This is a genomic window from Streptomyces sp. NPDC002884 (assembly GCF_040295245.1).
Classification (GTDB): domain Bacteria; phylum Actinomycetota; class Actinomycetes; order Streptomycetales; family Streptomycetaceae; genus Streptomyces.
Genome location: NZ_JBEOVB010000001.1, coordinates 199,924 through 212,254 on the forward strand (window position 1 = coordinate 199,924; position 12,331 = coordinate 212,254).

A 12,331-nucleotide genomic window follows, 5' to 3' on the forward strand; every position below is an offset into this window, starting at 1 on the left:
TCTCTGTGAGCGGCAGAAGCGGTGCCAGGCGTGGCGGGTGTGGGACACGTGTGACAGGTGCGACAGGCGTGACGGGTGTGACACCTGTGGCCTCTTCACCCTGGGCCATGCCGGTACGGCGATCCGTACGCTCCAGGTCTATTTACTTATCCCGCGCATACTCCGGGTGCAGTACGGGAGCGCGGGGCTCACTCCACCCTCGGACGTACCAGCCCCGACTCGTACGCGATCACCACGAGCTGCGCCCGGTCGCGTGCGCCCAGCTTGGCCATGGCCCGGTTGACGTGCGTCTTCACGGTGAGCGGGCTGACCTCGAGGCGTTCGGCGATCTCGTCGTTGGAGTGGCCGCCCGCGACCTGCACGAGGACCTCGCGCTCGCGCACGGTGAGCGCGTCCAGCCGGGCCGAGCGGGCCGGGTCGTGGTCGTCGTCCAGCGCGCCGCCCTGGGCCAGGAAGCGGGCGATCAGGCCTTTGGTGGCGGCCGGCGAGAGCAGGGCCTCCCCGCCGGCGGCGACCCGTATCGCGCTCAGCAGCTCCTCCGGCTCGCTGCCCTTGCCGAGGAAGCCGGAGGCGCCGGCCCGCAGCGACTGCACCACGTAGTCGTCGACCTCGAAGGTCGTCAGGATGACCACCCTGACATGGGCGAGGGAGGGATCGGCGCTGATCATCCGGGTCGCGGCGAGACCGTCCGTGCCGGGCATGCGGATGTCCATCAGGACGACGTCGGCGCGCTCCTGCCTGGCCAGCCGGACCGCCTCGGCGCCGTCGGACGCCTCGCCGACCACCTCCATGTCGGACTCGGAGTCGACGAGCACGCGGAACGCGCTGCGCAGCAGCGCCTGGTCGTCGGCGAGCAGGACACGGATGGTCATGCGTTCTCCCCCGTGGTGGTCGTGCGGGTCTTGACCGGCAGGATCGCATGGACGCGGAAGCCGCCTCCGTAGCGGGGACCGGTGGTGAGGGTGCCGCGCAGGGCGGTGACCCGCTCGCGCATGCCGAGCAGACCGTGGCCGCCGCCGGCCGCCGGGGGCCCGTCGTCCGCGGGATGCCCGTTGTCGAGGACCGTGACCTCGATGTTCGGTCCTACGCGCACGACGCTGACCTCGGCCTTCGCCTCGGATCCCGCGTGCTTCTGGACGTTGGTGAGCGCTTCCTGGATGACCCGGTAGGCGGCCAGGTCGACGGCGGCCGGGAGCTTGGTCCCGTGGTCGGTGCGGGCCACCTCGACCTGGAGGCCGGCGCTGCGGAAGGTGCCGGCCAGTTCGTCGAGCCGGTCCAGGCCGGGTGCGGGTTCGGTGGGCGCCTCGGGGTCGCCGGACTGACGCAGCAGGCCGACCGTGGCCCGCAGTTCGTTGAGCGCGGAGCGGCTGGCCTCGCGGACGTGCGCGAGGGCCTCCTTGGCCTGGTCCGGCCTCTTGTCCATGACGTGCGCGGCGACTCCGGCCTGGACGTTGACCAGGGCGATGTGGTGGGCGACGACGTCGTGCAGGTCGCGGGCGATGCGCAGGCGCTCCTCGGCGACCCGGCGGCGGGCTTCCTCCTCGCGGGTGCGTTCCGCGCGCTCCGCGCGGTCCCGGATGGCCTGGACGACGGCCCGGCGGCTGCGGACCGCGTCGCCGGCGGTGGCGCCGATGCCGGTCCAGGCGAGGATCCCCAGGTTCTCCTGGGCGTACCAGGGCAGCGGTCCGGCGAGCATGGCCGCGCCGGTGAGGACCGTCATGGTGAGCAGGCCGGCGCGCACGGTGGTGGGGCGGTCGGTGCCGGCGGCGACCGTGAAGAGGGCGATCACGGCGGACATGGCGACGGGGGCCCGGGGGTCGCCGGTGACGGACTCGGTCACGGAGGCGGCGCCGGTGAGGGCGAGGACCGTCATGGGGGCGCTGCGGCGGAAGACGAGGGCGACGGCGGAGAGGGTCATCAGCAGCAGGCTCAGCGGGTCCGGGCTGCGGATGCTCCAGCTGACGCTGTGCTCTCCGTGCGGGTCGACGAAGGAGCCGGCCAGCATGCAGAGCAGTACGCCTGCGGCGAGCGCGGCGTCCAGAGCCAGGGGGTGGGCCCTGAGCCTGCACTCGGCCCGGGAAAGGAGGGTCACTTTTTAGTTGCCGTCGCTTTCCTCGCCGTAGCTGGGGGCTGCCGCCCCCAGACCCCGTTGTCGGCCCTGCACGGGCCTCGTCCTCGATCGCCGGACGGGCCGGAAGCCCGTGCCCGGCGCTGAGAGGCCGGCGCCCTCAGCCCGGGATCAGCCCGTCGTCGCTCAGCATCTCCCGGACCTCCTCCAGGCTCGCGTCCGGGGCCGGGAGGATCAGTTCCGAGGGTTCCAGGGCGTCGTCCGGCAGGGGCTCGCCGAGGCGGCGGACGGCGTCCAGGAGGCCGCCGAGGGTGCGGTGGAAGCCGTCCTCGTCGCCGCTCTCCATCTCCGCGAGCAGTTCGTCGTCCAGCGTGTTCAGTTCGACGAGATGGGAGTCGGCCAGCGTCCACTGGCCCTCCCCCATGATCCGAACGATCATGTCGCCCTCCTCGGCTCCGGTCCCCGGCGCCGGGCTACTGCTTGTCGAAGCGCGGGGTGTCCTGCGGCTGCTGCTGGGACTGCGACTGCTTCGCGCCGCCTTCGATGGCCTGCTGCCCGGCCGAGCTGCCTCCCCCAGAGCCAATGGCCTGGGAGGTGCCCCCGGCGAGCTCGGCCTTCATGCGCTGCAGTTCCAGCTCTACATCCGTACCACCGGAGAGCCGGTCCAGCTCGGCCTGGAGGTCGTCCTTCGCGATGCCCGTCGGGTCGTCCAGGGCGCCGGACGCCATGAGCTCGTCGAGGGCGCCCGCGCGGGCCTGGAGCTGGGCGGTCTTGTCCTCGGCGCGCTGGATGGCCAGGCCGACGTCGCCCATCTCCTCGGAGATGCCGGAGAAGGCCTCGCCGATGCGGGTCTGGGCCTGGGCGGCGGTGTAGGTGGCCTTGATGGTCTCCTTCTTCGTACGGAAGGCGTCCACCTTGGCCTGCAGGCGCTGGGCCGCGAGGGTGAGCTTCTCCTCCTCGCCCTGGAGCGTGGAGTGCTGCGTCTCGAGGTCGGTGACCTGCTGCTGGAGGGCCGCACGGCGGGAGAGCGCCTCGCGGGCGAGGTCCTCACGGCCGAGGGCGAGCGCCTTGCGGCCCTGGTCCTCGAGCTTGGAGGACTGCGACTGCAACTGGTTCAGCTGGAGTTCCAGGCGCTTGCGCGAGGTCGCGACGTCGGCGACGCCGCGGCGGACCTTCTGGAGGAGCTCCAGTTGCTTCTGATACGAGTAGTCGAGGGTTTCGCGCGGGTCCTCGGCCCGGTCAAGGGCCTTGTTCGCCTTCGCGCGGAAGATCATCCCCATACGCTTCATGACACCGCTCATGGGCTTCGCGCGCCCCCTTCTGACGTCCAGCTCCAGCTCTGCGACAGAACCCACAGTACGGGCCCTGCATCCATTGACGCACTGTTCGGGGACGGATGCGCTCATCCCCAAGGACGACTGACCACGACCTTGCTCCGGCGTAGGGAGTAGGTGACCTTCAGGGTGAGCGATAGGTCACCCTGCGCCCCCTCTTCCCTGCTCCTGTCCCGGTCTGTCCCCTGTACAGACGACTGGTGTTGCCGGATCGTTCCCGTCCGGGCTGGGGTCCATGCCCGCGAGCGCTTACCCTTGGGTTTTGTGTTCCGTAGCCGTGCCAAGGAAGAGAAGGCCCCCGCCGACAAGGCCGTGGTGACCGACTCCATGCAGCCCCGTGACCCGCAGGCCAAGAAGGGCAGGCCCACGCCCAAGCGCAGTGAGGCCCAGTCCCAGCGCCGCAGCGTCGCCAACACCTCGACGTCCCGCAAGGACGCCGCCAAGCGTCAGCGCAGTGAGCGCCGTGCCCAGATGGACAGGCAGCGCCAGGCGCTGGCCGGCGGGGACGAGCGGTATCTGCCGGTCCGCGACAAGGGCCCCGTCCGCAAGTTCGCGCGCGAGTTCATCGACTCCCGGTTCAACGTGGCGGAGTTCTTCCTGCCGATGGCCGTGGTCATCCTCGTGCTGAGCATGGTGCGGGTGGGCTCGCTCCAGACCATCGCGCTGCTGCTGTGGCTGGTCGTGATCGTGCTGATCGTGCTGGACTCGTTCGTCACGAGCTTCCGGCTGCGCAAGCAGCTCGCCGAGCGCTTCCCCGACCAGAACCGGCGGGGCGCGGTGGCCTACGCGCTGATGCGCTCCCTCCAGATGCGTCGGCTCCGGCTGCCCAAGCCGCAGGTCAAGCGCGGAGCGCGGCCCTGAGCACTGCGGCTTTCTCCGGGGGAGCGGCCGAGGCCTGGCTGAACAGGCTGGGTGGGCTGCGTGACGTCGTACGACAAGAGCTGGTGGCCCGGCAGCTCGACGAGCAGATAACGGGCCGCTACCCGGTCGGGCAGCGGCTGCGGGTGCTGGACGTGGGAATGGGCCAGGGCACGCAGGCGCTGCGGCTGGCCCGGCTCGGGCATCAGGTCACCGGGCTGGAGCGGGACGCGACGATGATCGCCGCGGCCCGTGACGCGCTGTGCGGCGAGCCCGAGGGCATCCGGGAGCGGATGCGGATCATCGAGGGCGACGGCCGGGACACCGGGGTGCACTTCCTGCCCGGCAGTTTCGACGTGGTGCTGTGCCACGGCGTGCTCATGTACGTCGAGGAGCCGGACGCGCTGCTCGCGGGGCTCGCGCGGATGCTGGCCCCGGGCGGGCTGCTGTCGCTGCTGGTGCGCAACGCGGACGCGCTGGCCATGCGGCCGGGGCTGTCCGGCGACTGGGCGGGCGCGCTCGGCGCCTTCGACACCGTCGCGTACCGCAACCGGCTGGGGCTGGACGTGCGGGCGGACCGGCTGGTGACGCTGACCGGCGCGCTGGCCGGGATCGGGGCGCCGCTCCAGGCCTGGTACGGCGTGCGGGTCTTCACGGACACGGCACCGGACGGGACGGAGATCCCGCAGGACCCGCAGCAGCGGGAGAGCCTGCTGTCCGCCGAGGAGCGGGCCGGCCGGACCGACCCCTACCGGCAGGTGGCGGCGCTGCTGCACCTGTGCGGAGTGCGCGGCTGAGCCGGACCGGCGTTCTTCACTCGTCCGGGTGAGCGGTGGCCGGGGTGGCCGTACGGCGACCACCCCGACGGAGGGCTACGCCTCGTTCGCCTGCAGGCTCATCGGGCCGTAGATCTCGGTGGAGTCCTCGAAGAGCCGCACCTGGTCCGCGCCGCCTTCGAGGAGGTCCTTCCACACTTCCCCGATCCAGGACTCGGCGTCCCCCTGCGTGGTGAACTCCTCGGGCTCCACCGCTGGTTGGACCTCCGTCCCGTCGGCCTTCTCGAACCGCCACGTCCATGCCGCCATGTACGCCTCCCAGCTGTGACCACGTGCAGAGCAGAAGCCGGATCTTGGTCCGGCTTCTGCTGTGCAGCCTAGTCGGATGCGCAAGACCTGGTCAGACACGCGAAAATCAGCTCCGTGGAAGTCACTCTGCTCGGTACCGGCGCCCCCGCGGGACTACCCCGCCCCGACTGCTCCTGCGCCGTGTGCGCGACCTCGCTGGGGGCTGATGCGCGGGCGGCGACCGCGCTGCTCGTCGACGGGGTCCTGTTGCTCGATCTGACGCCGGGTGCGGCGTTCGCGGCCGCGCGGGCGGGCCGTTCGCTGGGCGGGGTGCGGCAGGTACTGCTGACGCACCCGCACGACGGGCCCCCGGTGGAGGTGCCGGCCGGGCTGCCGCAACCCGGCCGGGTGCCGGACGGGCGGGAGTCGGCGCTGCTGACGGGGCATCGGGTGCGGGCGGTGGCGATGGACTCGCCCGGCACCGGGTACGCGGTGGCCGGCCCGGACGGGCAGCGGCTGCTGTACCTGCCGCCCGGTGGCGCGCCGGCCGGCCTGGAGGAGGGGTCGGAGCCCGCCGAGCGGTACGACATGGTCCTGGCGGATCTGGTGGGGCGCCCGGACGCGCTGGCGAAGCTGCGGGCGGTGGGCGCGGTGGGGCCGACGACCGACGTGGTCGCCGTCCATCTGGACCACGGCGTGCCACCGGGCGCGGAGTTGCGCCGACGGCTCGCGGCGGCCTGCGCGCGGGCGGTGCCGGACGGTTCGACCCTGATGGTGGGGGTGTACGAGGACGTGCCGGACGTGCCGCGGCGGACGCTGGTGCTGGGCGGGGCCCGGTCGGGCAAGTCGGTGGAGGCGGAACGCCGGCTGGAGTCCTTCCCGGACGTGCTGTACGTGGCGACCGGCGGGACCCGGGGCGGCGACACCGAGTGGGCGTCCCGGGTCGCGACGCACCGCGACCGGCGGCCGGGCTCGTGGCGGACCGTGGAGACCTGCGACCTGGTGCCTCTGGTGGCGCGGGACGGTGCCCCGCTGCTGATCGACTGTCTGTCGCTGTGGCTGACGGACGTCATGGACTCCGTCGGGGCGTGGGACGACGCGCAGTGGGCGGACGGCGGCGAACGGGCGCTGCGCGCGCGGGTGGTGGAACTGGCGGAGGCGGTGCGCTCGGCCCGGCGGACCGTCGTGCTGGTCTCGAACGAGGTGGGCTCGGGGATCGTGCCGGCCACGGCGTCGGGCCGCCGGTACCGGGACGAGCTGGGGCGGCTGAACGCGGCCGTCGCCGCCGAGTGCGAGGAGGTGGTCCTGGTGGTGGCGGGCCAGGCACTGGTGCTGCGGGGGACGGCGGGCGGCGCCTGACGGTCAGTTCCTGCGCGCGATGACCTGGTAGGCGTTCGAGAAGCGCGTGCGGCGCAGGGCGGGGGCCAGCAGGTGGTCGAGTACGGCGGCCAGGGCGGTCAGGGGCGCGGCCGTCCGGCGCAGCCGGGTCCTGTTCAGGCAGAGCGAGGCGGCCGTCGCCAGGTCGTGCGGGGTGTGCGGGGTCCGGCGGTCCGTCACGACGATCTCGCAGCCCTGGGCCTCGAGTTCGGCCCGGAGGTTGGCCATCGGGATCAGGTGGAGGTGGCGGGGCTGGTCGTAGGAGTGCCACCACTTGCCCAGGACGGCCGCGGACGCGCTGGCGGGGTCCGGGAGCTGCACGAGGAGGTGGCCGCCCGGCCGCAGGGCCGTGAGCGCCGCCGCGAGTTCGCGCTTCGGGTCCCGGGTGTGTTCCAGGTGGTGGAGCATGCTGACCACGTCGTAGCGGCCGTGCAGGCGGGACAGCACCTCCGGCGCCGTCAGCGGGCCCAGGTGGGCCTCGTCGAGCCGGCCCGCCGCTCGCGCGCGCTGCACCCTCGGGGTCGGGTCCACCCCGTCGAACGCCGTGTAGGCGAACACCTCCCGCGCCGCCTCGGGGAAGGCCGCGTCCCCCGTGCCCACGTCCAGCCAGCTCTCCGGCTCGGGGAAGGGCAGCATCGCCCGGGCCGTCGCCCTGAGGTGCCCGCGGTCGGACCGCTTCTCGCCCTCGGCGCCGTACAGCGCCAGGCCCTCGGCGGTCAGGCGGGGGTTCTGGAAGGCGTGCGCGCAGTCCCGGCACTCGTCGACCACGAAGGTGCCCGGCCTGCGGTGGCGCAGGTCCGGTGCGCGCAGCCGGGTGCGCAGGCGCTTCGAGCCGCACCAGGGGCAGTCGTCTCGGCGCGGCTCGTGGACGGGCCTGGGGGGCATGAGCGGCTCCGGGGATGACATCGAGAACGAACGACAATTAGCTGCAAAACGGAACGTATGGGATCCCGATCTTGGGTGCAATGACGTCACGCGGGTGTGGTGGCGATGTGGCGCGGAACCGTTCGATCGGTGCCGGTACTGTTCGGCGAATGAGCTCGCTTAATCTCGACGACTTCACCGATCTGATCGAGCGCCCCGACGGTGGGGTACGCCGCGACGCGGAGGCGCGTCGGGAACGTCAGATCGTGCCGCCCGGATCGCTGGGGCGCCTGGACGACCTGGGTGAGTGGCTGGCGGCGGCGCAGGGCTCGTCGCCCGTGCGGCCGGTCGAGCGGCCGCGGGTGGTGCTGTTCGCCGGCGACCACGGCATCGCCGAGCTCGGCGTCTCCGCCCGACCGGCGGGCAGCGCCTCGGAGTTGGTGCGCGAGGTCATCGAGGGCGGCCGTCCGGTCTCCGTGCTCGCCCGTCGCCTCGGCGTGCCCGTGCGCGTCGTGGACATGGCACTGGACTGCGATCCGGACACGTTCCCCGAGGACGTCGTACGGCACCGGGTGCGGCGCGGCAGCGGCCGTATCGACATCGAGGACGCCCTGACGCTCGAGGAGGCCGAGGCGGCCTTCCGGGCGGGCGTGGCCGTCGCGGACGAGGAGGCCGACTCCGGCACGGACCTGGTCGTGCTCGGCGACATCAGCGTCGGCGGGACGACGGCCGCGGGTGTGCTCGTGGCCGCGCTGTGCGGGACCGACGCGTCCGTGGTGACCGGGCGGGGCGGCGAGGCGATCGACGACCTGGCGTGGATGCGCAAGTGCGCGGCCGTCCGGGACGCGCTCAGGCGGGCGCGGCCGGTGCTCGGGGAGCAGTTGCAACTGCTGGCGACGGTGGGCGGGGCCGACCTCGCCGCCATGACGGGCTTTCTGCTCCAGTGCGCGGTACGGAAGTTGCCCGTCGTCCTGGACGGCGTCGTGGCCGCGGCGTGCGCGCTCGTCGGCCAGCGGGTCGCGTTCCGGGCGCCGGACTGGTGGCTGGCCGCACACAAGAGCGGTGAACCGGGACAGGCGAAGGCGCTGGACCGGATGGCCCTGGAACCGCTGCTGGACCAGGGCGTGAAGGTCGGAGAGGGCGCCGGCGCCCTGCTCGCGCTCCCGTTGGTGCAGGCCGCCGCCGCACTGGCGGCGGAACTCCCCGAGCGGCCCGAGAAGCCGGAAGAGCCCGAGGAACCCGAGGAGCCCGAGCAGCCGGCAGCGTCCGGGGCATCCGCCGCCGCCGAAGCCACCGAGGTGACCGAAGCCACCGAGGTGTCCGCGGCCGCCGAAGTGGCCGACGGGAAGCGGGAAACGGAGTAACCGAGCGGCCGAAAGGGACAGGCGGCGCCAAAAGAGCGGATTCCCTGAAGTGCACCCATATGATCACCACTCATGGGCAACACCCGGGGCGCCGCCGCCTTCGCCGTCTGGTACCTGCGTGCCGTCGCGTTCGTCAACTTCCTCAGTGCGGTGTGGGTCTCCCTGGGGCAGGACGTCCGGCGGCACAACCAGGAGAACCTCTTCACGCCGTATCTGCTGACGGCCGGCTTCGCCTCCGGGGTCTTCACCGCGTTCCTGGCCGTCACGATGCGGCGCCGCAAGCGGGCCGCGTGGATCCTGAACCTCGGTCTGAGCGGGGCGTTCCTGGGGCTGTTCATGCTGGCCATGGCGTTCCCGGAGATCCGGCGGCACCCGCAGAACTGGGTCTCGCTCGTGCTGACCGCCGCCTTCGTCGTCGCGCTGCTCGCCGGCCGGGGGGAGTTCTACGCGAAGGGCGACCGGTCCAATCCGAGGCTCGCCGCGGCCGTCGGCGCCGGCGGGCTGCTGGGCGCCTCGCTGCTGGCCGCGCTGCTGGTGACGGTCACCGACCGGGCGTCCGTCCCCTCGACCTTCCTCGAACGCTGGCGCTACGGCACGCTGCGGCTGGTCTCCGTGGCCGCCGACGAGTACCGCGTCCCCGGGATCGCCCCGCCCACCTGGGTCGACGTCGCCGTCAACGTGCTGAGCACGGCGCTCGTCCTCGCCGTGCTGTACGCCGCCTTCCGCTCCCGGCGGGCCGTCGACCCGCTCACCGAGGACGACGAGAAACGGCTGCGGGAGCTCCTCGACCTGCACGGTGAGCGGGACTCGCTCGGCTACTTCGCGCTGCGGCGGGAGAAGAGCGTGTGCTGGTCGCCCACGGGCAAGGCGGCCGTCGCCTACCGCGTCGTCGGCGGGGTGTCGCTGGCCTCCGGGGACCCGCTCGGGGATCCGGAGGCCTGGCCGGGGGCGATCGTGCCGTGGCTCGCCGAGGCGCGGGCGCACGGGTGGATCCCGGCGGTGATGGGCGCGAGCGAGGAGGCCGGCACCGTCTACGCCCGGCACGGACTGGACGCGCTGGAACTCGGGGACGAGGCCCTGGTCGAGGTCGCCGAGTTCACCCTCGAGGGGCGGGCCATGCGGACCGTCCGGCAGGCCTACAACCGGGTCCGGCGGGCCGGGTACACGGTCCGGGTACGACGGCACGAGGACATCCCGGCCGACGAGATGGCATCACTGCTCCGCCGCGCCGACGCCTGGCGCGACGGGGCCACCGAGCGCGGGTTCAGCATGGCGCTGGGACGGCTCGGGGACCCGGAGGACGGGCGCTGCGTGATGCTGGAGTGCGCCGACGCCCGCGGTGAACTGAGGGGCCTGCTCTCCTTCGTGCCCTGGGGGCCGCACGGGCTGTCCCTCGACCTGATGCGCCGGGACCGCGACTGCGACAACGGGCTGACGGAGTTCATGGTCATCGAACTCCTCCGGCGCGCCCGGGAGGACCGGGCGGTCCGGGTCACGCAGGTCTCGCTGAACTTCGCCGTGTTCCGCTCGGTCTTCGAACGGGGCGCGCGCCTGGGCGCCGGACCGGTGCTGAGGCTGTGGCGGTCGCTGCTCAGCTTCTTCTCCCGCTGGTGGCAGATCGAGTCGCTGTACCGCGCCAACGCCAAGTACCGGCCCATCTGGGAACCCCGTTTCCTGCTCTTCGAGAAGAGCGCGGACCTGCCCCGCATCGGTGTCGCGTCGGCGCGGGCGGAGGGATTCCTGGAGGCGCCGGGGCTGCCCGAGTGGCTGCGCCGGGGGCGCCTGGAGACCCACCGGTGAACGTGGTCGCCCGCCGGGCCCGCGCCGAATGGGGGCCGCTGTACGAGGCCGTACGCACCCCCTTGGCGCGGCGGCGGTGGCGGGCGGTCCCGATGACCCTCGGGGCGGTGTGTCTGACATCGGTGACCCAGGTCGTGCAGAACCGGCCGTGGGGCTACGGACCGGTCCAGGCGGCCGGAGCGGTACGGGCCGAGGACCCCCTGTGGCTCGCCCTGCTGCGCACCCCGCTGTCCCTGTTCGTGCCCGCGCTCGACCTGCCGGTCTGGGGCGCGCTCGCCCAGATCCTGCTGGTGTTCGGGATCGCGGAGCTCTGTCTGGGCTGGTGGCGGACCCTGGTCATCGCCTACGCCGCCACGCTCGCCGGCACCCTGTACGCGCGCGTGGGCATCGCCCTCGGCCCCGGCAGCCCGTTCGGGCTGCCGGCCGCCGACGCCCGGATCGTGGACACCGGCCCGTCGGCGGCCGTGGTCGGCCTCGCGGTGTTCCTGGGCTGGCGCTACCGCGCCCATGTGACGGCGGGGGCGGTGATCGTCGCGATGGTGGTGGAGGTCCTGCTGAAGGACAACCTGGCGGGCAAGGAGCATCTGGCGGCGATCGCGGCGGTGCTGGTGCTGTGCGCGGTGGCCGAGACCCGCCGGCGCTCGCGGGGGCCCGGGCGGCCCGCCCGGGGGCCGCGGGGCGGCACCGGCGCACGGCTCCGCCGGGGGACGCGGGGCGGGGGTACCGGTTCACGGCTGCGCCACGGGGCGCGACCGGCCACGAAGCCCCGCAGCCGTCGTACGGCCCACCCGTCCGGTGCGGACCGGGTCGCTCAGTTCCGCTCCTCGGACTGAGCGAGCTCCGCGGTCGTCTTCCCGCCCAGCCAGTCCCCCACGACCCGGCGCGGGCCCGCCCAGCGGCGGTCGTGGCGGTAGGCCCGCAGCACCGACTTCGCCCGGGCCCGCGGCCGCCGCCGGTAGAGCCGCCGGGCCCACGGCGAGCCCGGCCTGGCCACCCGTACCAGGCCCACCAGGCCCAGGAACGGGATGAAGACGCTGAACACGGCCATCTTGGCCTTGCCCTTGCTCAGCACCGCCAGGGAGAACAGGAGGTTGAGCACGACGGTCGAGATGACGCTGCCCCGGTCCTGGAGTTCGTCCTGGGTCATGTCGTTGACACCGAACGGCGAGAAGCCCACCAGCAGCAGTCCGCCCAGCGCCGCCGTGAGGACCACGGCCTCCACGCTCTTGCGGCCCGCCTCGGTCCAGTACACGTCGTCGAGATGCAGGATCAGCGCGAACTCGTCGAGGACCAGGCCCGTGCCGATACCGAAGACCACCGCGAAGGCGACCGCCCCGAAGCCGTACCGGCCGCTCGCCACCGCGCCGAAACCGCCCGCGACGGTCAGGACGACGCCGGGGACCACGTGGTGGATGTGCACCCCGCCGGAGCTGATGTTGCCGAAGGGGCCCTTGCCCGCCCGGATGAGACGCGTGATGACCCGGGTGATCAGAAAGGTGAGGACGAACGCCGTCAGGGCGACGAGCAGCGGGACCTTGCCCGGTTCGACGATGTTGCGCTGCACCCACTCGCCCATGTCGCCAGTCTCCCGGGGCGGGGGGC

General features: G+C 73.1%; 13 protein-coding genes. 6 read left to right on the forward strand and 7 right to left on the reverse strand.

Annotated elements, in window-relative coordinates; genetic code table 11:
* Positions 1 to 188 precede the first annotated feature (188 nt).
* The 4 genes from ABT070_RS00905 to ABT070_RS00920 form a co-directional block, all read right to left on the reverse strand.
* On the reverse strand, positions 189 to 872 hold the full coding sequence (locus tag ABT070_RS00905; RefSeq protein ID WP_351752768.1) for a response regulator: 684 nt from the start codon (positions 870 to 872) through the stop codon (positions 189 to 191).
* Positions 869 to 2,092: a sensor histidine kinase gene (locus tag ABT070_RS00910; protein ID WP_351752770.1), complete on the reverse strand. Its 1,224-nt coding sequence runs from the start codon at positions 2,090 to 2,092 to the stop codon at positions 869 to 871. The genes ABT070_RS00905 and ABT070_RS00910 overlap by 4 nt, the downstream gene beginning before the upstream one ends.
* A 136-nt stretch (positions 2,093 to 2,228) precedes the next feature.
* Positions 2,229 to 2,507, reverse strand: a complete 279-nt coding sequence (gene pspAA / locus ABT070_RS00915) for a PspA-associated protein PspAA (RefSeq protein ID WP_351752773.1) — start codon at positions 2,505 to 2,507, stop codon at positions 2,229 to 2,231.
* A gap of 34 nt (positions 2,508 to 2,541) precedes the next feature.
* Entirely contained in the window at positions 2,542 to 3,369 is an 828-nt protein-coding gene (locus tag ABT070_RS00920; RefSeq protein WP_351752776.1) for a PspA/IM30 family protein, read from the reverse strand.
* Positions 3,370 to 3,666: 297 nt separating this feature from the next.
* Here ABT070_RS00920 and ABT070_RS00925 point away from each other — a divergent pair, with 297 nt between their 5' ends.
* A complete protein-coding gene (locus ABT070_RS00925; RefSeq protein ID WP_351752778.1) occupies positions 3,667 to 4,263 on the forward strand; it encodes a DUF3043 domain-containing protein in 597 nt (198 codons plus the stop codon).
* Between the two features lie 83 nt (positions 4,264 to 4,346).
* Complete coding sequence (locus ABT070_RS00930) at positions 4,347 to 5,057, forward strand: class I SAM-dependent methyltransferase (protein ID WP_351752780.1); 711 nt, start codon at positions 4,347 to 4,349, stop codon at positions 5,055 to 5,057.
* 75 nt (positions 5,058 to 5,132) lie between these two features.
* On the opposite strand, the gene ABT070_RS00935 is transcribed toward ABT070_RS00930, so the two are convergent.
* Entirely contained in the window at positions 5,133 to 5,345 is a 213-nt protein-coding gene (locus ABT070_RS00935; protein WP_351752783.1) for a hypothetical protein, read from the reverse strand.
* Between the two features lie 114 nt (positions 5,346 to 5,459).
* Between ABT070_RS00935 and ABT070_RS00940 the strand changes: the two genes are divergently transcribed.
* Entirely contained in the window at positions 5,460 to 6,683 is a 1,224-nt protein-coding gene (locus ABT070_RS00940) for a bifunctional adenosylcobinamide kinase/adenosylcobinamide-phosphate guanylyltransferase (protein ID WP_351752785.1), read from the forward strand.
* Positions 6,684 to 6,686: 3 nt separating this feature from the next.
* Here the strand turns inward: ABT070_RS00940 and ABT070_RS00945 are convergent, their stop codons facing one another.
* Complete coding sequence (locus ABT070_RS00945) at positions 6,687 to 7,586, reverse strand: class I SAM-dependent methyltransferase (protein WP_351752788.1); 900 nt, start codon at positions 7,584 to 7,586, stop codon at positions 6,687 to 6,689.
* Positions 7,587 to 7,735: 149 nt separating this feature from the next.
* On the opposite strand from ABT070_RS00945, the gene cobT reads away from it, so the two are divergent.
* The 3 genes from cobT to ABT070_RS00960 all read left to right on the forward strand — a co-directional run bounded on the left by cobT (position 7,736) and on the right by ABT070_RS00960 (position 11,562).
* Positions 7,736 to 8,929 (forward strand): nicotinate-nucleotide--dimethylbenzimidazole phosphoribosyltransferase, encoded by a 1,194-nt coding sequence (cobT, locus tag ABT070_RS00950; protein WP_351752790.1) that lies wholly within the window; start codon positions 7,736 to 7,738, stop codon positions 8,927 to 8,929.
* Between the two features lie 72 nt (positions 8,930 to 9,001).
* Positions 9,002 to 10,729 (forward strand): phosphatidylglycerol lysyltransferase domain-containing protein, encoded by a 1,728-nt coding sequence (locus ABT070_RS00955; RefSeq protein ID WP_351752793.1) that lies wholly within the window; start codon positions 9,002 to 9,004, stop codon positions 10,727 to 10,729.
* Complete coding sequence (locus ABT070_RS00960; protein WP_351752795.1) at positions 10,726 to 11,562, forward strand: hypothetical protein; 837 nt, start codon at positions 10,726 to 10,728, stop codon at positions 11,560 to 11,562. The genes ABT070_RS00955 and ABT070_RS00960 overlap by 4 nt, the downstream gene beginning before the upstream one ends.
* Here the strand turns inward: ABT070_RS00960 and ABT070_RS00965 are convergent.
* On the reverse strand, positions 11,541 to 12,305 hold the full coding sequence (locus tag ABT070_RS00965) for a hypothetical protein (RefSeq protein ID WP_351752798.1): 765 nt from the start codon (positions 12,303 to 12,305) through the stop codon (positions 11,541 to 11,543). The genes ABT070_RS00960 and ABT070_RS00965 overlap by 22 nt on opposite strands.
* Between the last annotated feature and the right edge of the window lie 26 nt (positions 12,306 to 12,331).